The following is a 22,119-nucleotide window of genomic DNA, read 5'->3' on the forward strand; positions in this document are numbered from 1 at the left end:
CCCTCCGACACTGGCCTCGCATGCGACCCACAGGAGTCACCGTTCATCGGACGTTGGGACGACGCCTCGTTCTGCCCGCTCAGTCAACTCCGTCACACCGCCTCGAGCGACGGTGCCTCCTCATCGTCGTCCGCATCGCGCTCGCGAAGGTCGGCCTCGAGGAACGTCGCGAACGCCGCATCGTCCGTCCCGACGGTGCGCGAGGGGGTTCGGACCGCGTTGTTGTGGAACACCTTCACGTCGCGCAGCCGCCCGAGCGTCGGGAACAGGCACCGTTCGTGCCACTCGACGAGCGCGAACGACGGTTCCACCTGCGCCGCGCTGTACGCCGCACGGTGCGCGACCATCAGCGCGGTGAGCAGTTCCACGGCGACCGGGCTCTCGAACCACGTCGGCGGCAGTGGGTAGACCTCGCTGCCGAGGTAGCGCAGGTACCGCTCCTGCAGCCACCCGACGAACTCGTGTAGCTCCGCCCACAGGTCGGAGCGGTTCGCCCCACGGAGCGTCCGCCAGGTCCACGGGCCGTCCGGCTGCCCTTCGAGCAGCTCGCCGAGGAACTCGACCTTCTCCTCGAGGTCGTCGAGCCGTTCCTCCGCCGGCTTCATGCGGCCGTCTCCACCGGCGACGGGAGCAGACCCTCTCGCTGGAGCGTCCACTGGTTGGAGGCCTCGCATGCCTTCCTCGCGTCGGTCTCCCACCAGCCGGGCAGCTTCACCACGGCAGCGGCGAGCTCCCGGTACAGCAGCAGCCCTTGGCCCTCAGGGATCTTCCGGATCTCCGAACCGGGCATGATCCGTTCGTTCGTCCACGACGTCGTGTCCGACAGGCCGCTGCCGGACCTGGTCGAGGACTGCCGCTCCACGAGACGGTCACCGATCAGCCGGGACATGTCCTCGGCGAAGTCGGCATCCTTGCTGCCGCCGAGCACGATCAGCGCGGTCGCGGATTCGATGATCGTCCCGGCACCCTCCTTGCCCCACCGCTGGCGCAGCTGGTCGCGGGTCTGCGCGATCACCCACGGCAGGATCCCGCGGCCGCCACCGTCGGTCATCAGGGACGGCAGCGACGGGATGGGCGCGACGTTCGCGACCTCGTCCAGGACGAGCGTCATCGGGGGGTCCAAGCGACCCTCCACGGTCCGTGTCGACTGCTTTCGGGCAGCTCGCTCGATCGACGCCACGAGTGCGGTGATGACCGGCGCGCAGATCGACGTCTCCCCGGACTGGGTCAGCAGGTAGATCGTGTCGCTGGTCGACCAGAACCCGGCCGGGTCGAACGTCAGCGCCCCGCGACGCGGGCAGACCGCATCGAGCACCGACCGGGTCCCGAACGCCTTCAGGGCGAGTCCGAGCGTCATGTCGGTGCTGGCGACGGTCTCCTCAGCCTTCGCGCGGCAGAACTTGCGGAGGTCGTCGACCCAGCCGGGCATCGCACCCGGGTGGGTCGAGAGGATTTCGTACGGGGTGTCGTCACTGAAGTCACGCGTCCACGCGAGGACGTCGCGCATGTTCCGACCACCGAGCGCCGCCGCGTGCAGCAGGCAGCGGAGCACGGTGTCTGCAGCCTCGGTGAAGAACTCGCTGTTCCCGCCGCCCTTCATCGGGCGAGCGTTGACGATCGCCTTCGCTCTGGCGACGGCCTCCTCCTCGTCCTGGCACCCCGCGACGATGTCCCACGACGTCGTGTCGGGCCACATCGATACCCCCTCCGGGTCGAACACGTGCACGGTGCCCTTGTCCGCTCGGATCTTCGCCGTCGTGCGGAGCACATCCGGCTTCGTGCCCGTGACCACGCACGCTGCCGGTGCGTCCGTGATCCGCTTGATCGCGATGCGGGCCGTCTTGCCCATCCGCGGTGCAGCGATGACGAGAGCCGTGTCCTCGGCCCGCGCGACGATCGGGGTCCGTCCGAGGTACGCGAACGGTGTCATCCCCGCCAGAAGCTTCCCGGTGCCGACGCGCTTGGTGATCGCACGACCCGTGCTGAGGCCGTCCCGCTGCTTCGCCCCGAATAGCTTGCGCGCTACCAGCCACACCCCGACCCACAGGACCGCACCGATCAGTGCGTACCCGATCCACCACGCGATGAACTCGCCGCCGGAGGGCAGTGTGACGCCGGTCGGCGTGCCCGACTGGAACACCAGCCGGATCAGCACCATCACGCTGAGGATCACGTCGAACGGGCCGATCCCCGTCGCGGTGGTCGCAAGCGCCGCTTGCGCTGCGACCACGAGGAGTGCGCCCGCCACCCACAGCGGCCACTCGTTTCGGAACCGCCCGCCGGTTGTCGTATCGGTCATGGTCTGCTCCCCGTCACTTGATGCTCTGCGTCTGCTGCGGCGCGACGGGCTGTCGCCCGGGCTCCGCCAGCGACGCCGTCTGTGCTCGCCGCTCGTCGCGGCGTTCCCGAAGTCGCTCGAACAGGCCGCTCCGGTCACGGCTCGACGTCGACGTGGTCAGCGCCTGAGCGGACCGGACCGTGTTGTCGCGTTCGATCTGCGGCAACGCCCGCTCGGCGCGACGCGCGTCGGGGTCCAGGTAGTTGAACAGCGCGTCACGCGGATCCCCGGCGTGCACGGACGGGGCGTGCGTGAGCTCGCGCGTGCGTCGGTCGATGTCCGCGATCAGGTCGTCCGCACCGGTGTCGAGCGCCGCCCACCGGCCGGCGAGGTGCGCGCTGCGCTCGAGCGCCGCCTCCGCCGCCGGGGTCAGCGGCTCATCCGCAGCACCCGGGACGAAGGCCACCTCCTCGCCGGGAAGCTCCGCGTCGAGTGTGCGGGAGAGGCGACCGAGCTCGTCGTAGGCCAGCACCTTCGCGGTGAGAACCTGGCCGCCGACCTGCTCTTTGCCCGCCTCGTCGGCGTCGTCGTACGCGAGTCCGGTCCGGATCCGGTCGTCGTACCCGTCGAGGTACGCCTGTTCCATCCGCGCCTGCAGCGTCGGGATCTCCGCCCGCAGATCCGTGCGCTCGGTACGCCACCACTCCGGCTCGGGCGGGAGCTGCTCGCCGCGGCTCACCAGGGCATCCCATACCTCCGGCGCGGTGCGAAGCGCCGCTGCGCGGTCTTCCGCCGTCACCGGAGGCTCTTCTTCGCCGACGGCGCGGGCGTCGGCGATCTCGCCGGCGAGCACGTCGACGAAGCGCCGCGACTCCATCGTCTCCACTACCGGTCGGCCGAGGCCGACCTCGACGAACCGCGGCAGCGGCTCCCCCGGCTCCGGCCACGCCGACTCGTCCCACAGCGAAGAGCGGGACCCGTGCTGGATCTGCGCGGCGATCCGCATCGGGTCGAGCGCAGCGGTGACGCGGCGACCGGCACGCTCGGCACCCTCGCCGGCGCCGGCCACTCCGGCGTAGGCGGTCCGGAGCGCGGGGTCGATGTTTTGACCGTCTGCAATGCTCATGCGACGTTCTCCGTGGATGCGCCGGCGTCGATGGTGCCCGGGTCAGCGAGCAGCTCGGGGAGGTCCGCGGCGGCGGCGTCCTTGTTGTCGATCCACCAGCGGGCCCGGTCGAGGGGGCGGGCGGTGACGAGCACCTGCTCCTCGAACTCCGCGTCGCTGAGCTCGCCGCTCTCGACGAGCACCTCGTACGCGCCGCGGATCAGCTCCGCACGGATCCGCAGGGCCCACGGCACCTGCTTCTCCGTGCCGACAAGGTCGACCGGCAGACCGTCACGCTCCGCGTCCTCGCGGATCTGCTCAGCTTCCTTCGCGTGCCGAGCATCCCGCTCGGCGTCGCTCTCTCCGGAACCGTTCTGCTTCTTGAAGCATCGACCGCACACCAGGTGCTCGCCGAACCACTTCGCGGACGCGGCCCGCTTCCCGGCGGGCTTGTCGGACAGGTCGCGGTTCTCGGTGTGGCCACACGTGTACTGCACGGGCCAGATCGTCTTGACAGGCATGTTCTTCCTCCGCTTGCTGATCTCAGATGGGGTTGACGTTGATGGGATGGCCGGACGCCGCGGCGGCGACGATGACGGCGATCGTCGCCGTCCCGATCAGCGCCCAGCCGGCCGCTCGAGCGAGCCCTCCGCGTGATCGAGTGCTCATGCGGACCTCCTCGTTGCGTTGGTAGTGCGGGTGCGGTCGCTGACGAGCTGCTGGATGCGGGACAGCGACAGGCCCGACGCTTCTGCGGCGGCCTCGCGGCCGAGCGCGATCGCCGCGTCCGCGATCGCGTCGTCACGGGCTTGTCGGGACTGCCGGTACGCCTCGACAGCTCGGCGAACCTGGTCGATGGGATCCGAGACCCGATCGCTGGTTGATGTCATCGGGTCACTTCTCCTTGCTGGCGGGAAGGGCGAGCGCGTCGGTCGTGCCGCCGAGGTCGATGTGCTGGTGCGAGCAGCCGTCCTCGAACTGGCGGATGTTCGACAGCGGCGTGTTCGGGCGGCACTGCACCTGCCCGGCCTGCGAGCCCTTGGGAAGGATCGTGTTGAGCCACTGCAGGAACTCGATGTCCGCCGGGCCGGAACCCAGCAGCACCTTCCCGCCGACGGCGTTGAAGTCCACCGCCACCGCGGGGTTCTTGCAGTGCAGGGAACCGGGGCAGTTCGTGCCGATACCGACGCAAGGGCGGTTCATGTCGCTGATCTGGACGGACCCGTACTTGTTCAACGCTGCGACGAGGATCTGCAGGATGCGGGTGTCGACCTGGCATCCGGGCTTGATCGTCCCGTCGACGATCGGGAGGATCTCCTGCTCAACCATCTGCGGGTGGTACGTGTCGGTGAAGGTGCCGTTCTTCCACGCGTCGGCGAGTGTGGCCGCGAGCTCCTTCTGATCGCCGGAGACGTCGCAGCCGGACGTGACGGCCTTGCCGGTGAGGGCCTTGATGACCTGCTGCGCCTGCGAGAAGAACGGCGCGTAGTGGTACGGGTCGGCGTTGCCCTGCACCTTGTGGGCGGCGAGGGTTGGCTCCATCGACTCCCACCCGTCGACCTTGAGCAGCCGCGTCAGGAACGCCTTCGCCGCGGTTGGGATGTCGAGGCGTTGGTCCCGGGGCCCGTACGAGCTGCCCTGCTGCAGCACGCCGATCGTGGTGTTGTCGACCGCGTCGCCGTGGTTCGGGTTCGACAGGGAGGACTCACCCATCGCTGTCATTACGAGGATGGTGGTCGCCTGGTCGTTGACCTTCATCTCGTTCGCTACGGCGATCAGCTTCGCCGCGACACCGAGCTGGTCGTGTCCCCACTGTCCGACCTTGTCCGGGATGTCATCGCTGACGGCCCCGGTGGCGCTGGCACCGGCGCCGCACACGGCCGCCGCGGCCGGGGTCCCGGAGGACGCCGCGACGGCGAAGTAGATCCCGCCGACGATGACGACGATCGGAGCGAGGATCACCGCGATCGCTGCGACGATGCCGCCCTTCACTGGTCGCTCCCTGGCAGCTGCGCCGAAACGACCAGCCAACGGCCGTCCTGCTGCTGCAGGTTGACCGTGTACGTGCCCGCATCGGTAGGGACGGTGACGATCGCGGGGACGGGGTCCTGGTCGCCGTCATCGTCGGCGGCTCCCGGGATCGGCGTTGCGGACACGCCAGCGGTGACGTCCGCGGGCCCGGTGACGCGGGTGCCGGGCACCCGGTCGCGGTTCGTGCCCTCGTGCGCTGTTTTCGCCCGCTCTGTCAGGTAGCTGCTGTACTGCTGCTCCCACACGTCATCCGGCACGGTGTGGTCGGTGAACGCGGTGACGAAGCCGACTGCTGTGGACGTCGGAGAGTCCGTCGGCGCCGCCTGCGTCGGCGTCGACGTCGCTGATGCCGAGGCGGACGGGACTGCGGTCGGCGCCGGGGCGCTGACCGGAGCCGGACCGAGCAGCGCGAAGTACGCCACCAGGCCGCCGGCGACGACAACCGCGACGATTGCGACCGCGACACCGACCGCGACCCACACGGGGACGCCGCGCTCCTGCCGGGCGCTCATGCGGCCACCAGCCCCTGCTCCTTGGACTGCTGCTCCGCGACCACGCCCATCGCGTAGTTGGTCTCGGTGATCTTCTTCTCCAAGCTCGAGCGGATGTGCGAGACGCGGGTCTCGGCGTCGATGCCGACCTTCTTGAAGTGGTGCCCCTGCGGCAGGGTCATCAGGTACTCCGAGGCCCCGGTGCGCAGGCCCGCGATCGACGTCGCCTGTTCGGCGTCGTCGGAGCGTGCCTGCCGGAACAGGTGCAGCGTCCCGGCTTCCTTGATGAACGAGATCGCGGGGTCGTCGGCGGGGATGTCGGCGACGTGGTGGATGTTCACCACGTTCGAGAGCCCCAGCGCACGGGACAGCTTCGAGTTGGACCGGATCACAGCACCCATCGGGCCGCCGACGAGGAACCAGCCCTCGTCGACGCAGAAGTTCGTCTGCTGCGACTCCTTCGACGTCCGGATCGCGCCGATCGTCCACGCGTTCGCGAGCATCATGCCGATGGATCGGGCAGGGCCGTCCTCGGGCAGCTGGCTGAAGTCGAAGAACGTCGCCTTCTTGTCCAGCGCCACGTTCGAGGAGGTGTCCCCGTCGAACAGGCCCGGCATCTCTTCCGGGATCCGCTCGAGGAGGATCCGCGCGCCGTAGCCGGCGAGCTCCTGGTGATCCTTGACCGCCGAGCTCAGACCCCTGTACTCGGGGACGTCCATGTCGCCGAGGTACTCGAGCACGTCGAGGATGTTCGCGGCGCGGCCCTTGTCCTTCGCCGCCTGCAGAGCGTGCAGGACGGCGACGCGGATGGCCTTCTTCTCGAATCGGTCCAGCTCGACGTTGTCGTTGAGGACCGCGGCGGCCTGCTGCACCATTTGGACCATGCCGGTCGGGCCCGGCACGAGCTGCGTCTGCAGCAGCCGCGGGTCGAGGAGGTTCAGCGTCACCCCTTCGCGCGCCGCCGACGTCGTGGTGTCGGCGATGATGAACCGGATCGGGTCGACCCCGATCGCGGCCGCGACCGGGGTGTACTCGCCGAACTTCGAGTCGCCGGTGAACGGCTTGATGTCGATGACGACGACCCGCCGCCCCTTCAGCACCAGGGGCCGGAGCACGTAGTCGCACTTCATCAGCGTCGACTTACCCACCCCGACGTCACCGATCGTGCAGACGTTCGCGGAGGTGACCTTCCCCGCGCGGAAGGCCGCGAACTGGTCGTTCGTCGCCGGCGTCGACGACAGCGTCTCGATCCCCGACAGCAGCCCTTGGAACTCCATCGGTGACGCGATCGGAGCCGGGTTGAGGATCTCCACCTGCCGAGTCGTCGACGGTGCGCCTGCGACGACGGGTCCGTAGTACCCGATCCGGGTCAGCAGCTTCCGCCGCTTCGGCTGGTAGCCGCCCTCTGCCGCCACCGGGAAGCCGTTCGCGTCGCGGCCTGGCGCGAGCTCATCGGTGACATCCTCGACGGGTTCGGGCACGGAGCGGAGGGTGCGCTTCATCCGCTGCTTCGCGGACAGTGCGCCAGCACGCCGGGAGCGACGGGTCCCTTCGAACGGCTCATCGGTCGTCTCGGGCTCGGTGTTCGTCGTGGTGCTCATCGGGTGGGTCCTGTTCGTTCGAGGGTGTCGTGCACTTCGATCACGTCGCCGAGTGGGATGTGGATGCTGTCGCGGAGCCGCCACCCCTCCTTCGCCCAGAGGTTGAGGTCGAGCACTCGCGAGCGGAGCTGCTCGTCTTCACCGGCGGGGAGGATCGTGGTGACGGTTGCGTAGATGTCGTCGCGGCCGGTCATGCGTCGGCCTGCTGTGCTGCTGCCTGCTGGTCGATGGTCCGGAGCCGCCGCGTCACCGACCACACCGACAGGACCGCCACGGCGACGAGCAAGAGGCCGGCGACGGGGCCGATGATGCCGCCCACCACCAGGGCGGCGATCGCGGCGACGGCGAGGACGATGCCGGTCCGAGCGCGGCGGCGGTTCCGGGTCCGCCAGCCGACTGCGATGTAACCGATCCCGACGATCAGCAACGCCTGCACGCTGACGAACATCGTCCAGTCGAGGCCGGTCACAGCGATTCCTTCGCTTCCTTGCCCGCTGCGAGCTTCTCGACGCGTGTGCCGATCGATCCGTTCGTCGGGGCGATCCCTCGGCCGACCGGCCACGTGTAGGCGGCGGCGGTCTGCTGGTGGGGGTCCAGCCAGGTGAGCTTGCTGATGCCGGCGTTCGATGCAGCGGCCGTGATCTCTTCGACGGCATCGGAGAGCTCCCGCTTGCTGCCGGCGGTGACGGTGATGTAGCCGACCCAGTTCGCGCCGGTGTGCCCGGTGCCGGGTGTGAGGTCGGCGATGCGACGCTTCGCCGCCTCCTGCTCGACGTTCAGCGTTGCGTCCTCGATGCCGCCGCCGCGAGCCCGCCGGTTCGCGTCGGCAATGTCGGACACCCGGTCCTTCTCCGCGAGGAACAGCGCGTGGTCCTGCGGGGTTAGCTCGAGGTGGAAGCTGATCGTGCGGACGACCTGGTGCCGCATCTCACCAAGCATCGGCGCCATCCACAGGGACGTGCGATGCGAGATCTTCACGTCCTTCGCGGTGACCCGGCAGGTGCGCGACAGGGACTGCGAGAGCCGCCCGTCAGGTGCGCCGACGTACGTCATGTACGACCAGTCCTCTTGCGAGGGCAGCCATGCCCGGTCGGGGGTGATGTCGCCGGCCTGGTCCATCGGGAAGCCGGGGTGCTGCAGGTGCCGGAGCACGGCGGCCGTCTGTCGGGCGGTCAACGGTCGGACGTTCCGGAACCGGGCCGCCTCGAACGCTGCCTGCACTGAGCGGATCTCCCGGTCCATCACCGTCAGCCAGCCGTCGATGCCCTCGCCAGCACGCTCCGCGCGGGCGACGAATCGGTCGGTGACGGGCCAGCAGACGACGAACATCGGACGGTTGACCAGCTGCGCTGCGGAGATGTCGTCGACGACCTCGCGGTAGGACTCGTGGATCTTGTCGGGGATCGTGTCGTCGCCGTTCTCAGCCAGCCACGCCTCGTGCGGGGCCGGGTCCGAGGGCAGGATGCGGGAGATCGTCTGCACACGGTTCGGCAGGGTGAGTGCGTCGCCGAACTGCGCGAGAACCTGCTCGTACCCGGCGGCGGACGCGTCGAACACCGCGTCCGACTCGATGCCCTCCACCTGCCCGGTGGTGCTGAACACCACGGCGAGGTACTCCTGCCCGAACGACGGTCGGTGCCACTGGATCCCGGGGGTGCGATTCCGCTCGCGAAGCCAGAGCATGCCCTCGACGCCGTCGGGCGTGAGGCGCATCGCGTGCATCTGCCGCTCCGCCTCCTTCCGGGCAGCGCGGCCGTCGGCGTTCGCCCATGCGTCGGTCAGGGCGTCCCACCCGTCCTTGTCGTACGGGACGAAGGTGGTCAGACCGCGCTTGTCCCGGTTCCGGAACGATCGCCGGTCGATCTGCCGCGTGAGGACGGTGTTATTGGCGGTGTCGATCGTGACGAACCAGCCGATCAGCGGCAGCACCACCAGCACGACGAGGCCGACGATCTGCCAGATCGCGGCCGCGACGAACCCGACGACGAGCGCGATCGACAGCGTCCAGATGCGGACCTTCGAGATCCGTCCGCCGAAGAGTCCACGGTGGGCCAGATCCCCACCGATGAGTGATGTGCGCATGAGCGTCGTTCCTTCCAGGTCCGGCTCAGTCGTGGGTGCCGGCGTCGCCGGCCTGTTCAGCGGCCTGGTGGCCTGCACGCACCGCGGTGGCCGCGGCCTTCAGCGCGGCGTTGGCGAGGACAGCGGCGACCGCGACAGGAGCGCCGACGCCGGACGCTGCAGTGCCAGCGGTCGCGGTCTTGCTCGCTGCGGACGTGGCGCCCTGCTGGGCAGCGGCCTGGGCGCTCTTCCGACCGCCGGCCTGCGCCGCCTGGTTCGCGGCGCTGCCGGTGGTTCCGGTGTTCGACGCGTTGATCGTCGTCGAACCTCCTCCGCCACCACCGGACTGCACCGGTTGCGTGGACGGCGTCCACCCAGATCCCGACTGGTTGCCGTTGCCGGCGGCCTGGTTCGGGTTCTGCGGCCCGGAGGACCCTCCGCGGCCGCCGTTGCCGGTGGGGATCTGCGGCGCACTGTTGGGACTGTTCAGCCCGCCGTCGCGGGCCTGACCGCCGCCGCCAAGCGGTGCGGACGCCGGTGATGCGATCTTCAGCAGCGCCATCGGGGCGAAGATGATCATGCAGATCAACACCGCCGGCAGCGCGAGGTTGACGAACGTCGCGAAGTCCCCTGCGTCGCCTTCCACGGCCTTCATCTGCAGCCCGCCGACCGCACGGAAGACGATCCCGACCAGCAGGATCAGCAACGCATGTGAGAAGCAGAGCGCGAGCCACACCGTCGGACCGATCTTCGCCAGGTGCCGCGTCTTTGGGTTCACCAGCCAGGCCAGGAACAGCGCCATCAGGGCGCCGGTGAGGTACATCGTCGCGAGCTGGATCAGCAGCACGAAGACGACGACGATCATCCCGATCAGCAGCGCCTCGAGGGTGATCTGCGAGATCAACGCGGTCCCCCAGAGCTCTTGGGCGTCCTTGGACGCCGCGGCGTCGCCGAGGTGTTTGAAGTAGTCCTTCGTGGACGACCCGACCGCCCATGTGGCGATCGAGTCCTCGAGCTGGACGAACACCTTCCCGATGAGCTGCCCGACCAGCGGCCCGAACGCCCCGGCGATGACGAACCCGGGTAGCGCGACGAACAGCGATTCGGCGAGCTCTTTCCCGGAGTTCTTGCCCTTCTGGGTCTGCACGAACGACACCACCAGCAGCACCGCCGCCAGCAGGAACGCCATCCCGAACGACACCCGGTACGAGTCGATCCACCACTGCGCCGTGTAGTCGGGGTGCAGCGCGTCGATCATCGGCGGGATGAGCTTTGTCGACGTCGTGTAGACCGCCTGCTGCAGCAGCGAGGTGATGTACCCGGCGGGGTCCTTGACGAAGTCGACCGCCTTGACGACGTCGGTAGCCGTCTTCGCCGTCGACCCGACGATGCCCGAGACGATCCCCGACAGTCCGTTGGCGACCGCGGATCCTGCGTCCTGCCACCAAGCCATCAGCAGCCCTCCTTGAAGGTGGTGCCGGACTGGGTCGCGTTGACGCGCCAGTCGCCGTCACCGGACGCCCCGGACACCACCCATCCGCCATCGGTCGCGGCGAGGACGAACTCCCCGCCGGTGTAGTTGACCTTCCCGTCGCGCACATCGGGCTTGCCGTCCGTCGTCGTCGCAGCGGCGATGTCGATCGTCACCGTGTGCGAGGTGAGCTTCACGACCTTGAACGCACCCTTCGACAGGTCAGCGGTGTGCTTCTGCGCGTCGGCGTACGGAGTGCCCTCCTGAACCTGCGTCTTCAGCAGGTCGTGAGCGGTGCCGGTCGTGGCGATGTTCACCACCTGGTCGATGCCAGACCGCCACTCCGGATCCGCCGCGGAGGTCACCTGCAAGAACCCGCCGAGGAACTCGGCAGCGCCCTCCACGGTGAAATCCTTCGTGCGGCGCAGTTGCAGCAGGTCCTCACCGGTGATCCCAGCCCCTGCGACGCAGCCGGACACGGTGCGCCGCTCTGAGTCGCCGAGGCTGTCGATCGTCGGTGCCGACCCGGGCGTTGCCTCCGCTGCAGCCGAGGTCGACGAGGCAGCCGGCGGGGTGCTCTGACGGGGGATGACCGCCACGACGACCAGCAGCACCAGGGACGCGACGATCAACGCGGCGATGACGATCAGGACCAGCTTGGTGACGCTGATCCGCTTCTTCGGCTGGACGGCACGATCACGCTGCTCGGGGGCACTCATTAAGCGCCTCGCTGAGCAGCGGTCGTGATCGCGAGGAAGAGCGTCGGGGTGAGGATCACGCAGGCGATCGCGATGCCGGTTCCGAGCATGGTGTTGCGGGCGTGCTCAGCGTCGTTGGGCTTCTTCGCGTCCAGCGCCTTCCTGAGGCCGAACACGGCACGGATGAAGAAGAACGCCAGCGCGATCAGTGCCAGGCCGAGCGCGCCACCGAGGGCGGGCACCCAGACCCGGTTGAAGCCGTCGCCGAGCCAATCGAAGTTCGGCGTCACACCGTCGAACGGGTTGTCACCTGCGGCAACGACCACGGCAGCGGTGTTCACGATGAGCGCGGGAATGGGAAGAAGAGACATGGTGGGACCTTTCGTGGTTAGGCCGACGCGCGGCCGGTGTCGCTGTGCTCAGAGGAAGACGAGGGGTGGGTACGCAGCTGCTCTGGGAGGTCCTCCGCGGGCTCGTCGTAGCCGGATGCACGACGGGCGCGGCCGTAGAAGCGCTGCAGGTTGACCGGTGCGTCGAGGCGGTGGCGGCAGAACGCGCAGAACGTCGCGAGCGGCGTCTCGTGCGCGCACTCGGGGCACCGCACCCACCCCTCCTGCGGCGCGGCCTCGACCGCCGGCACGACCGGGGCCTGAACCGCAGCGGAAGCCGACACCGGCGCGGGAGCCTCATCGACGGGTTCCGCGTCGTGATCCTCGTCATCCGACGGCAGCGGTGCGGCCGAGACGGTCTCGCCAGGCTCCTGACGTGCCGGAGTCGTGCTGGGCTGCTCGCCGCGCACGACGCGGACGATCTCGGCTGCCGCGAACGTGAACGCGTCCTGAGTCCCCTTGGACACCTTCGCCCACGTGATGTCGCGACGTTCGGCGATGTGCGCGTCGAACGGGATGTCGAACTGCCGGGCGCCGCCGCGCTCCTCGAGGTAGCGCACGACGTCGTCGCGGTCGTCGGTGTTCTCCGGGCGACCATCGGTCATCCGCAGGATCACTGCGTTACGGGCGAGCTCCGCGGCATGACCGCCAGCAGCGATCAGCCCGTCGAGCATCTCGATCGCCTTAAGCCCCGAGTCGCGGGCCATCATCACCGGCACCACGAGCACGTCGGCGACGTCGATCGCGCCGAGGAACGGCCCGGTCGTCACCACGTTGCCCGAGTCCATGAACCGGAACCGGTAGTACTCGTCGATGACGCGCGAGACCGTCACGACGTCGTTCGCGGTCAGGGCCGGCCGGGACTCCCCCGGCCTCGACCCGAACACGTCGACGAACGAGGACTGCTGCACGGCGTAGCCGGCGAGCTGCCCCGACGAGCGGATCTGGTCGATGTCCCGCACCAGGTCGCCGAGGTCAAGCTGCGGCGTCCCCTCGGCGCGCAGCGCGAGGGTGCCGGCGTCGTCGGCGACCTCGAGCGCGCAGATGCCGTTGCCCTTCACCGCCGCAAACGCGGAGGCGAGGCCGAGCGTGGTCGGCGTCTTGCCCGAGGTGCCCTTCGGGTTGGCGATGAGGACGCCGACCGGGCGGGTGAACGCGCTGTGCAGGATGACCGCCCGTGCCACGTTCAGGGCGGCGGCCTGCTCGCGCGCCTGCCGTTCCACAGCGCTCGGCTGCAGCTTCAGCCCGAACTTGTTGAGCGCCCCACGCAGACCGATCTGCGCTGCGGTGGGGCCGGCAGTATCGGCCTCCGGTGACCGGAAGAGCATCCCGGTCGAGGTTGGTGCTGAGTGGTCCGCGTTGTCGTGCTGGCCCATGAGGACTCCTCCAACTTAATAAGTTGTGAGCCCTCCAGCTGCAGGGACGAAAGACAACTACCCCCGTACAGGGGGGCCCTGTACGGGGGTAGCGTAACACTACGCACTTAGCGTTGCACTAGGCAATCTGCGTATTGCTACGCATCATGCGTTTTACTTGTTTCGCTCGGCCTCGATCTCCTCGAGCAGTGCCGTCAGACGGCGCAGATGCTCCGGCGACACGTCCTGTCCGAGGGTCCGTGCGGCATGCAGCTTCACCGGGCTGGTGCGCTCGGCGAGCGTGAAGCGCAGGGCCGCGTCGATCGTCTCGGTGAGCTCGCTCTCCGGACCGATGAGGTACGCCGGGTCGACCTCGAAGTACTGCGCGATCGCGGACAGCAGCAGCTTGTCGTCGACGAGGTACTTGTTCCCGGCGCGCATGTACTCCCACCGGGAGCGGGAGAGCTTGATGTAGCGCTCGGCGAGGTAGTCCCGGATCTTGGGGTACGTCACCGGCGCGCCGTCGGGGGCCATGATCGTGCGGCAGAGCAGGTCGAGCTTGCGCGCCAGGGCGGCGCGCTGCTCCTGCTGCTCGTCGGTGAGTTTGTCGTAGCTCATGCTGCTGACTCGATTCGGGTCGGGTCGGGTTGGTGTGCGGTGTTCGGTGTCGTGCTGAGCAGCGGAGAGACGATGCTCCCGGCCATCCCAGCGCTGGCAGCGCTCATCATCAGACGGATCAGGTGCCGCTCGTACCAGCGAGGCCGGAACTGTCGCAGCCTGATGTTGTCTTCGAGCTCAGCCCAACGTTGCCAGAGTGTCAGCTCCGCAACCTCTCCGCGACTCTTGAACGCGGCTTCGATGCGCTCAGAGCGCTTGTGGACGCTGTACTGGGGGTTCGCGTGCAGTGCACGCTCGCTGATCGGAATCGAGACCACAAGCAGCACCCGGCGCCACGCCGGGACGAGGACCGGGCGGGCGGCGGCGACGATGACGCCGATGGCGGTCACGCCGGCTTCGGTGACGACCGCGACCTCCCAGATGGGGTCGACGGTGCCGGTCATGAACAGCTGCGGGTTCCAGAACACCCGCAGCGCTGAGAGGGTCAGGCAGAACGTGGTCCAGGCGAGGTCGACGATCGCGGCAACGCCGATGAGGCCCACGCCCCAGCGAGTCGTCCACTCGCCGTAGCCCGGGAGGCCCTTGAAGGCGACGGCGAGCACCTGCACGCCGTAGAGGCCGACGCAGAACGGCAAGATCGACGAGAAGATCTCGCGCAGAGGCTCACCCACGTACTGCCCGAGGAAGGGGTCGGACACCGACCAGTCGGCGGCGAAGAACAGCGCAGTCTGGGCAGCGATGACGAGCGCGGTGAACACCCAGACCGCCGCCTCGAGCTGGCGGACCTTGTTGCCGCGCATCGCTCGGATGACCATGACCTCGAGGCAGCCGAGGGCGATGACGACGGCCGATCGGTACAGCAGGTTCGTGAGGTTCTCACCGCCGAGGTGCGCGTCGACGATGCGGTACACCCACGGCGCTTGCAGGCTGCATCCGATGGCCCAGAAGACGACGCCGGTCGGCAGCATCGAGTTCTTGCCCCGGACGTTCGGGAACAGCATGGCAGCCGCTGCGGTCCAGACCGCGGCGACCGTGATGACGCTGAGGACGGTGATGAGGCCGTGTTCGCTGTTCATCCTTCGAACACCCGCCCGAACTGGAAGTCCTTGCCGCGGCTCTTCTCGTAGCGCAGCACGCGGACGGCGAGTTCCGCGCCGACCATCTCGGCGAGACGCTCCTCGTCGGCGGAAAAGTCACTGTGCTGGAAGGTGAAGCTCAGCCGACGTCCCAGCGGGATCGCCGAGCCGAGGAGGTCGATGACGCTCGGATCGGCGCCGAGGTCCGTCTTCCCGCCGTGCGGCGAGACGAACATGTGTCCGTGCTCGTGCTGCAGGATGAAGTACTGCACGCCCGCCGGCCCCGGCGGCAGGTACACCATGTCGACGTTCTGCTCGAGGTCGGATCCCCACACCCCGTGGATCTCCTTGCCCTCGAGGTTCGGGGTCACGTAGTACTCGAGGTCGCGGCCCGTAAGGTCCTGCAGGCGCTTCCGCAGGTCGAACATGGACAACGCGTCGGGGACGCCTCGCTCGTTGAGCAGGTTGAGCGCGGTGCCACGGTTGACTTCGTCTGCCACAGGCACTGCCCTTTCTTCGACTCGCCGTGCTCGGATTCTTGCTACGCATCCAGCGTAGCTCGTCCGATCCCGGGTAGGCTCGTGCCTCATGCAGGACACAGACGCCAATCAGGTATGGGACGTCGTGGTCGTTGGAGCGGGCCCCGCTGGAGCCACCGCTGCACGCTACGCCGCTCTCGGTGGTGCGCGCGTGCTCCTGCTCGATAAGGCGACCTTCCCCCGGTACAAGACCTGCGGTGGCGGCATCATCGGCCAGTCGCGACACCGCATGAACGAGCACGCCCTCGCCACGATCGAGGCCGACGTGCCCGAGGTGGGCTTTTCGCACCGCATGGGCCGCGTCACCCGTGTCCGCACCGGTGCACCGTTCGTCGCGATGGTTGACCGCGAGCGGTTCGACCAGGCGAACGTCGACGCCGCGAAGGAGGCCGGCGCCGAGTTCCGCGACGGAGCCAACGTGCGCTCCCTCGCAGACGAGGACGGGCACACGCGGCTGACGCTGAGCGACGGTGACGAGCTCCTGGCCCGCGTCGTCATCGGCGCAGACGGCTCCGGCGGCCGCGTCGGTCGCCACGTCGGCGTCCGGATCGAGCGTGCAGACCTCGGCCTCGAGGTCGAGGTCCCCCGCCGCCCCGAAGACGCCACCACCGGCGTGCTCCTCGACTGGGGTCCTCGCCCCGGCACCTACGCATGGGTGTTCCCCAAGGAGAAGACCCTCACCGTCGGCGTCATCGAGCGCAAGGGCTACGGCGAGCAGACTCGCTCCTACCTAGACGCGTGGATCAAGCGGCTTGACCTGCACCCCACCGAGCAGGACCGCAGCAGCGGCCACTTGACCCAGTGGCGCGCGTCCGACTCCCCGCTCCGACGCGGCACCGTCGTCCTCGCCGGCGAGACCGCCGGGCTCCTCGAGCCGTGGACGCGCGAAGGGATCTCCTTCGCGCTCCGCTCCGGCGAGTGGGCCGGGATCGCGGCCGCCGCGCATACCAACGGCGACGTCGCAGCGCTCGACCGGTACGAGGCTCAGGTGCAGGCAGAGCTCGTGCCCGAGATCACCGTCGGCGAGAAGCTGCTGCGCATCTTCACCCGCTTCCCCGGTGCCTTCCACTTCCTGATCTCCAAGACCCCGATGGGCCGGAGCTACTTCATCCGGTTCTGCCGCGGCGAGACCACGCTCGTCCGTGCGTTCCGTCGTCGGTGGGTGCAGGTCGTCGCGGGGTGGCTCCAGTGAGCACGGGAATCCGACACGCCGCACCAGCGTCCCCGAATAGACCGCGGGTTAACACCACACTCGTGCCTATGACCGGATCCAATGCAGGTGTGAAGCGCAATCGCCTTCCCCGCGGCGTTGAGCCCGCGCGGATCCGCGACATCGCCCTTCACCCCGACACAGGCAAGGACTTCCAGGACGCCGCCAAGGCGTCCGGCAACCTGAGCTTCTCGCTCTACCTCGAGCGGCTTCGTGCACAGCTCGTCGCTGAGTACGGCGCTCTGCCTGTCCTGGACGAGACCCCGGAGGTCGCCCACACAGCCGCGTAAACGACAGAACCCCCGCCGAGGCGGGGGTCCCGGGCTAGGCCCGAAAGTCATGTCTCACAACCTGGGTAGTCGCCAAACAGTTCAGGTCGTGAGGTTCCGAGAGAAGAAGCCCGGTTGGAGCCGGGAGCCTTCGTCGTACCACCACTCCGAGGAGGGGAGGTGTCGCCATCGTAACGCACCTTGCTGCGTCCAGCACGTACGAATCTGCCCGCGTGTCCACCGTGGACAACCCGTGGGAACTCACGCGCGCGATCGCGCCCCGCCGGTACGTGAACCGCATGATCGCTGAGGCCGACGGTGTGATCCGGTCGAACAGCTACCCGTCGAAGTACCCGGTGAACGGGAACCCGCCAACGACGCCGTGGGCGATGGACCTGACGAGTCTCGACGGTCGGTTCTGGTTCGCCGCGTTCGACCTCGACGCCAAGACCCCCGAAGCGTTCGAGCAGGCATCCGAGGACCTCGGCGTCCTTGTCCGGATCCTCCGTGACACCGGCCTCCCCCACGTGGTGTGCCGGTCCAGCCCCACCGGTGGCTTCCACGTCTGGGTCCCCCTCGCTGGCATTGACAAGGCCGTCATGGTGCAGCTCGCCGACGCCGCACGCGCCGTCCTGCCGACGCTCGACCACGGGATGCTCTGCAACGACCGCACCGGCGCCGTACGGCCGCCAGGAGCCCCGCACGCTCGCGGTGGAGCCTCAACCGTCATGGGCGGCGCGGACGACGTCGACGTGCTCCGCACCCCGACCGTCACCGCAGGCGACCTGCTCCGCGTCACGGCCGCGTTCCGCGAGCTCCGACCGACCGTCGACCCTGCGGACTCCTCCCCCACCGGCCCCGTCGACGCTCGCCACCGGGCGCATCGGTCCCTGCCGGCGTGGGGTGAGGCGCACATGGCCACCGTCGCCGGCGGCCGCGACCCGTCCCGCACCGGCTACCTCTGCCTGCTTGCGGCCGCGGTGTCCGGATGGACCCTCGCCGACGTCGAGCACGCCGCGAAGACCGCACCCGGCATGGAGCACTACCGCACCCGCAACCGCCCCACCGGCGGCCGCGAACGGCGTACCGCGGCCGAGGCTGCCGCGCGCCTCGAGCGGCAGTGGGCGAAGGCGCAGGAGCGGGCCGTGCTGTACCGGTACGCACCCGAGGAACGCGCCCAGCGCGACCTCACCGAGCTGACCGGCATCGTCGACGTCGTCGACGCCATGCTCCTGGCGTTCACCGCCTCCCCCGGCCGCTGGACCCGCACCGAGGCAGACCTCCACGACAGCACCGTCCTGACTTACCTCGCCTGGCTCTCCTTGCGCACCGGCTCCCGCGACGTCGCAGCAGCCCTCCGCTCCGTCGCGATCGCCACCGGCATCCCCTCGAGCACCGTCGACCGCTCCCTCCGCCGCCTCCACGAGGCCGGCTGGATCTCCCGACGACGCCAGGCGGACGGCCCCAACGCGGCCATCTGGCGGCTCAGCGGGCGGTTTTCCACACCCGGCGAACATGTCGGGCCACTTCACGATGTGACCGCCCGCCCCCCGGCCGAGCTCTTCGACGTCAGAGCAGCACTCCTTGAGGTGCTGGAGGATCGGATCACTGCTGGCCGACACGACGTGTTCACCCGCGCGGGGCTCGGCCCCACAGCTCGCAGGACGTACGAGAGCCTGACCACCACGGAGAACGCCGTCCACACAGTGGCTGAGCGTGCAGGACTACCCCGGGGCCGAACGCGCGCCGCGCTCGCAAGTCTCCGCCGGTACGCCCTTGTTGTCGTTTCAGCCGCAGGTTGGCGTAGACGGCGGCTCGACTACCGCACACAAGCGGCGAAGAAGCTCGGCGGGAAAGTCCACGGAGCTCTCCAGCGGCGAGAACTTCAGTACCGAGACGAGCGCGATCTGTGGGCATGGTGGCAAGACCACCTGATCCGCAAGGGTGGCCGACGTGGTCGCGATCGGGTACCGACGACTCAGGCGGTGTTGTTCCGTGCTGAGGATGAGCGTGGCGGCCCCGAGGCGTACCCCTTGTACCCGTGTTCGAGTGATGGCCGCGCAGACCATCAGGCCGCGATGCGATTCGTGCGCGGTGGGTTGTTGCAGGACCTTCGTGATCTCGAGCTGGCTGCGTAGCTATCTAGCTCGTTCTTTGAGTCAGATCTAGATAGCTATGTATCTGTCTAGATAGTTGCTATCTACTCATCTATCTAGATAGACTCGTGGGATGGAAGCAATCATGGTCTACAGCGAGTCCGGCGGGGTGTCGAAGACCACCACCGCCGTGTCACTTGCGACTGTTGCCGCCATCGGGGGGCGCAAGGTCACCCTGGTGGATCTCGACCCGCGCGCCGCGGCGAGCAGGTGGATCGGGGTCGAGCCGAAGGAGCCGGGTCTCGACGTTGGCGCGATCCTCGCGGACCCTGAGCCGACGGGGTGGATGGACGAGATGGCAGTGACGTCGCCCTGGCACCCGAATCTCAGTGTCCTGCCGTCGAGCCGAAGCGTGTCCATTAGGGAAGGCGAACAGGCCGACTATGCCGAGCTCCGCCTCAAGGCGTCGCTCGACGGGACAACTGCGGACCTCGTCGTGTTTGACTGCCCCAACCGCCAGGGCGGCCCACTTACGTTGTCCGCCTTGAATGCATCAGACGCAGTCATCTACGCCGCGAAGCCGGACGAGGACGGCATCAGTGGCGTCGAAGGAGCCATGACGAGCGTGCAGCGCTTCCGTGACTCACGTCGGCTGTTGGGAGCCACCGACAAGCTCCGCGAAGCCGGCATCGTCGTGGGCGCCTTCCGTGGCATGACCGTCCAGCGCCGGATCGAGCAATACGCACTCGAGCAGCTCGGCGAGCTTGGCACCGTCCTGTACCCGTTGGTGCCCGATCGCGCGGTCGTCCAGGACGTTCGAGCTACGCACGAGTGGTACGGCGACTTTCGGAAGGGACAGCCGGTCGTTGATGCGTACTCGGAGATCCTGGGCAAGGTGATCGCATGACCGAAGAGAAGCGCGACCGGCCCACGCTGCCCGTGCGCCGTGTGCCCCGGCCTGCTCCTGATCTCGGGCGTGACCCCATCGACGTTCCCCTGCCGTCGCCAGTTGAGGCCACACCCCGTCGTGGCCCGTCGTCGCGGGTGAGCACGCCGCTCCCTGCCCCGAAGCGAGAGGTGACGGTACAGCTCGGAACCCGAGTCAACGAGCGAACCAAGGACCTCCTGGATCACTTGAAGATCACACAGAGGCAAGACATTCGGGTGTCCATTGAACTGGCGATCGAGGAGAAGTACGGACACCTCCTGCCGCGCGACGACCAATCTATCTAGATAGCTAGGAAGGATCGCCCTCAAGCGCCGAGGATGGTCCCGGCGCGACGAGTACCGCCGGTGCCGGTGCGGTGATGGAGAGCAGCTGCTGCTTGTAAGCCTCGATGTCCTCACCAATGGCGATCGGTGCATGGCTAATCGCCACGACGATCCCCAGTGCCGTCGCGAACCGCTTGAGATTCGCCCACACGCCTTCTTCCTTCGCGGGTGGGAGCATCGACCCAGGACTGGTCGCCACCTGGCCACGGAAGCGATTTGCTTCCCGCACCAGGGCATCGAGGCCGCCCACCTTGAAGAGGTCAACGTCGCGAATCGCTGCATTCGCATAGCCGAGCAGTGTCTCTCGGACGGTGGCCGGAAGATCGGTTGCGGCGAGGATCGCGTCGACGAGGCTTTGCGCGCTCGCTCGCACCTCGTTCAACTGATCGTCTGACGGGAGGCCGGCGGAGGGGAGGCGCTGCAGGACTCGACTGCAGTGCCGCAAGGCTTGAACGTGGCCCGGGTTGAATCGCCGCTGCATCTGAGTCATATGGACGGTCGACTCAACCGCGATCGACAGCGCCTCGCGGGCAGCATCGAGCGCGGGTGCGAAGTCGTCCAGGTGTTCGTCGGCATCGTCCATGGTCATGAGCTGCTCGGCGATCAGGTCCGGCAATGGGAAGAATGGGGCGACGCCGGTGAGGATCGCGACGGCGGACGAGCCTTCGGGAAGCTCGAGGTAGCGGCGCCAACCCTGCAGGACAGTGTCGTTACCGTTCTCCTGTGCGCAGTGCTCGAGGAATCGGTATAGCCGGCCGGCGGGGTTGCTGAGGAACTTATCCACGACCAGACGCTATCTCAGCGTTGTTGCTGCCCTCAGCTCTCGGCAAGGTCAGATCCGAAGAGACGTGAGTCGGGTTGCGATCCAAGGCTCTGTACACCGTCGCGCGCCCGATTCCGAACAGCTCGACGAGTTCAGCGATGGAGTGGTCACCGGCACGGTGTAGCGCGACGAGGTGACGCTCCTGTGCGGGGGAGAGCTTGGGCTTCCGACCCTTGAGCTTGCCCCGTGCCTTCGCCACGGCCATGCCCTCGCGAGTGCGGGCCCTGATGAGGTCGGCCTCGAACTCAGCGACCATGCCCAGGACGTTGAACAGCAGGTGGCCGACGGGGTCGGTTGGGTCGTAGATGGCGCCGCCGATGTTCAACCGCACCTGGCGGCGCGTCAGCTCTTCCGCGATGTCCGTTGCATCCCGTAAGGAGCGGGCGAGCCGATCGAGCTTGGTGACCACCAACGTGTCGCCGGAACGGCACGCCGCCAGGACTGAGGTCAGCCCCGGCCTGTCCCGTCGAGTGCCTGTCATCCCCTTGTCGGTGAACACGCGATCAGCCGGCACCCCGAGCGCCAGAAGCGCGTCGGTCTGTGCGGTGAGATCCTGCCCTGCCGTAGAGACGCGGGCGTAGCCGAGCACCCATCCGGTTTCCATGCTGACAGTCTCACATAGGGCATCCTCACCGGAATCTATTTCGGACTACCTATCCGGACAGTCCGCCGGCGCAGGACGCCGCGCCTGGCGCCCGAGGGCTCGGGTGTCCGGTTGACGATCGCGGCCGCTGCA

26 protein-coding genes are annotated in these 22,119 nt (G+C 68.4%); 5 read left to right on the forward strand and 21 right to left on the reverse strand.

All coding sequences use genetic code 11. From position 1 onward, the window contains the following. Positions 1-92: 92 nt before the first annotated feature. The 19 genes from LQK89_RS16820 to LQK89_RS16905 form a co-directional block, all read right to left on the reverse strand. Positions 93-605, reverse strand: a complete 513-nt coding sequence (locus LQK89_RS16820; protein ID WP_231050910.1) for a hypothetical protein — start codon at positions 603-605, stop codon at positions 93-95. Next, positions 602-2,299, reverse strand: a complete 1,698-nt coding sequence (locus LQK89_RS16825) for a type IV secretory system conjugative DNA transfer family protein (RefSeq protein WP_231050911.1) — start codon at positions 2,297-2,299, stop codon at positions 602-604. The genes LQK89_RS16820 and LQK89_RS16825 overlap by 4 nt, the downstream gene beginning before the upstream one ends. 13 nt (positions 2,300-2,312) lie before the next feature. Further along, the gene (locus LQK89_RS16830) at positions 2,313-3,404 is read right to left on the reverse strand and encodes a hypothetical protein (protein ID WP_231050912.1); all 1,092 of its coding nucleotides are present in this window, start codon (positions 3,402-3,404) and stop codon (positions 2,313-2,315) included. Continuing rightward, positions 3,401-3,904, reverse strand: coding sequence for a hypothetical protein (locus LQK89_RS16835; protein WP_231050913.1), 504 nt, complete (start codon positions 3,902-3,904; stop codon positions 3,401-3,403). The genes LQK89_RS16830 and LQK89_RS16835 overlap by 4 nt, the downstream gene beginning before the upstream one ends. Before the next feature lie 22 nt (positions 3,905-3,926). After that, positions 3,927-4,052, reverse strand: coding sequence for a hypothetical protein (locus LQK89_RS18080; RefSeq protein WP_269145931.1), 126 nt, complete (start codon positions 4,050-4,052; stop codon positions 3,927-3,929). After that, a complete protein-coding gene (locus tag LQK89_RS16840; RefSeq protein ID WP_231050914.1) occupies positions 4,049-4,273 on the reverse strand; it encodes a hypothetical protein in 225 nt (74 codons plus the stop codon). The genes LQK89_RS18080 and LQK89_RS16840 overlap by 4 nt, the downstream gene beginning before the upstream one ends. A gap of 4 nt (positions 4,274-4,277) precedes the next feature. Beyond that, complete coding sequence (locus LQK89_RS16845; RefSeq protein ID WP_231050915.1) at positions 4,278-5,375, reverse strand: hypothetical protein; 1,098 nt, start codon at positions 5,373-5,375, stop codon at positions 4,278-4,280. Beyond that, entirely contained in the window at positions 5,372-5,926 is a 555-nt protein-coding gene (locus LQK89_RS16850; RefSeq protein WP_231050916.1) for a hypothetical protein, read from the reverse strand. The genes LQK89_RS16845 and LQK89_RS16850 overlap by 4 nt, the downstream gene beginning before the upstream one ends. After that, positions 5,923-7,506: an ATP-binding protein gene (locus tag LQK89_RS16855; protein WP_231050917.1), complete on the reverse strand. Its 1,584-nt coding sequence runs from the start codon at positions 7,504-7,506 to the stop codon at positions 5,923-5,925. Before LQK89_RS16855 ends, LQK89_RS16850 begins: the two co-directional genes overlap by 4 nt. Beyond that, positions 7,503-7,700, reverse strand: a complete 198-nt coding sequence (locus LQK89_RS16860; RefSeq protein WP_231050918.1) for a hypothetical protein — start codon at positions 7,698-7,700, stop codon at positions 7,503-7,505. Before LQK89_RS16860 ends, LQK89_RS16855 begins: the two co-directional genes overlap by 4 nt. Further along, complete coding sequence (locus LQK89_RS16865) at positions 7,697-7,975, reverse strand: hypothetical protein (protein ID WP_231050919.1); 279 nt, start codon at positions 7,973-7,975, stop codon at positions 7,697-7,699. The genes LQK89_RS16860 and LQK89_RS16865 overlap by 4 nt, the downstream gene beginning before the upstream one ends. Continuing rightward, the gene (locus tag LQK89_RS16870) at positions 7,972-9,588 is read right to left on the reverse strand and encodes a hypothetical protein (RefSeq protein ID WP_111107741.1); all 1,617 of its coding nucleotides are present in this window, start codon (positions 9,586-9,588) and stop codon (positions 7,972-7,974) included. Before LQK89_RS16870 ends, LQK89_RS16865 begins: the two co-directional genes overlap by 4 nt. A gap of 25 nt (positions 9,589-9,613) precedes the next feature. Beyond that, positions 9,614-11,020, reverse strand: a complete 1,407-nt coding sequence (locus tag LQK89_RS16875; RefSeq protein WP_231050920.1) for a type IV secretion system protein — start codon at positions 11,018-11,020, stop codon at positions 9,614-9,616. After that, positions 11,020-11,757 (reverse strand): hypothetical protein, encoded by a 738-nt coding sequence (locus LQK89_RS16880; RefSeq protein ID WP_231050921.1) that lies wholly within the window; start codon positions 11,755-11,757, stop codon positions 11,020-11,022. The genes LQK89_RS16875 and LQK89_RS16880 overlap by 1 nt, the downstream gene beginning before the upstream one ends. Then, the gene (locus tag LQK89_RS16885; protein WP_146245302.1) at positions 11,757-12,107 is read right to left on the reverse strand and encodes a hypothetical protein; all 351 of its coding nucleotides are present in this window, start codon (positions 12,105-12,107) and stop codon (positions 11,757-11,759) included. Before LQK89_RS16885 ends, LQK89_RS16880 begins: the two co-directional genes overlap by 1 nt. Positions 12,108-12,124: 17 nt before the next feature. Beyond that, positions 12,125-13,501 (reverse strand): MinD/ParA family ATP-binding protein, encoded by a 1,377-nt coding sequence (locus tag LQK89_RS16890; protein ID WP_231050922.1) that lies wholly within the window; start codon positions 13,499-13,501, stop codon positions 12,125-12,127. Positions 13,502-13,654: 153 nt separating this feature from the next. Continuing rightward, positions 13,655-14,098 carry a hypothetical protein gene (locus LQK89_RS16895; RefSeq protein WP_160470214.1) on the reverse strand — a complete coding sequence of 148 codons (444 nt, stop codon included), beginning with the start codon at positions 14,096-14,098 and terminating at the stop codon, positions 13,655-13,657. Further along, entirely contained in the window at positions 14,095-15,174 is a 1,080-nt protein-coding gene (locus LQK89_RS16900) for a hypothetical protein (RefSeq protein WP_231050923.1), read from the reverse strand. Before LQK89_RS16900 ends, LQK89_RS16895 begins: the two co-directional genes overlap by 4 nt. Next, positions 15,171-15,674 (reverse strand): hypothetical protein, encoded by a 504-nt coding sequence (locus LQK89_RS16905; RefSeq protein ID WP_231050924.1) that lies wholly within the window; start codon positions 15,672-15,674, stop codon positions 15,171-15,173. Before LQK89_RS16905 ends, LQK89_RS16900 begins: the two co-directional genes overlap by 4 nt. A gap of 88 nt (positions 15,675-15,762) precedes the next feature. Here LQK89_RS16905 and LQK89_RS16910 point away from each other — a divergent pair, with 88 nt between their 5' ends. The 5 genes from LQK89_RS16910 (at position 15,763) to LQK89_RS16930 (ending at position 20,521) form a co-directional block, all read left to right on the forward strand. Next, the gene (locus tag LQK89_RS16910) at positions 15,763-16,905 is read left to right on the forward strand and encodes a geranylgeranyl reductase family protein (RefSeq protein ID WP_231050925.1); all 1,143 of its coding nucleotides are present in this window, start codon (positions 15,763-15,765) and stop codon (positions 16,903-16,905) included. A 68-nt stretch (positions 16,906-16,973) separates the two neighbouring features. Continuing rightward, entirely contained in the window at positions 16,974-17,213 is a 240-nt protein-coding gene (locus LQK89_RS16915; protein ID WP_160470210.1) for a hypothetical protein, read from the forward strand. A gap of 212 nt (positions 17,214-17,425) precedes the next feature. Further along, the gene (locus LQK89_RS16920; RefSeq protein ID WP_231050926.1) at positions 17,426-19,330 is read left to right on the forward strand and encodes a hypothetical protein; all 1,905 of its coding nucleotides are present in this window, start codon (positions 17,426-17,428) and stop codon (positions 19,328-19,330) included. Between the two features lie 91 nt (positions 19,331-19,421). Further along, a complete protein-coding gene (locus LQK89_RS16925; protein ID WP_231050927.1) occupies positions 19,422-20,195 on the forward strand; it encodes a ParA family protein in 774 nt (257 codons plus the stop codon). After that, entirely contained in the window at positions 20,192-20,521 is a 330-nt protein-coding gene (locus LQK89_RS16930) for a hypothetical protein (RefSeq protein ID WP_231050928.1), read from the forward strand. Before LQK89_RS16925 ends, LQK89_RS16930 begins: the two co-directional genes overlap by 4 nt. A gap of 4 nt (positions 20,522-20,525) precedes the next feature. Here the strand turns inward: LQK89_RS16930 and LQK89_RS16935 are convergent, their stop codons facing one another. After that, the gene (locus LQK89_RS16935) at positions 20,526-21,344 is read right to left on the reverse strand and encodes a hypothetical protein (RefSeq protein ID WP_231050929.1); all 819 of its coding nucleotides are present in this window, start codon (positions 21,342-21,344) and stop codon (positions 20,526-20,528) included. Continuing rightward, positions 21,337-21,987 (reverse strand): recombinase family protein, encoded by a 651-nt coding sequence (locus tag LQK89_RS16940; RefSeq protein ID WP_231050930.1) that lies wholly within the window; start codon positions 21,985-21,987, stop codon positions 21,337-21,339. The genes LQK89_RS16935 and LQK89_RS16940 overlap by 8 nt, the downstream gene beginning before the upstream one ends. Positions 21,988-22,119: the final 132 nt, after the last annotated feature.

The sequence above is a fragment of the Curtobacterium sp. C1 genome (genome assembly GCF_021049325.1).
Lineage (GTDB): Bacteria > Actinomycetota > Actinomycetes > Actinomycetales > Microbacteriaceae > Curtobacterium > Curtobacterium citreum.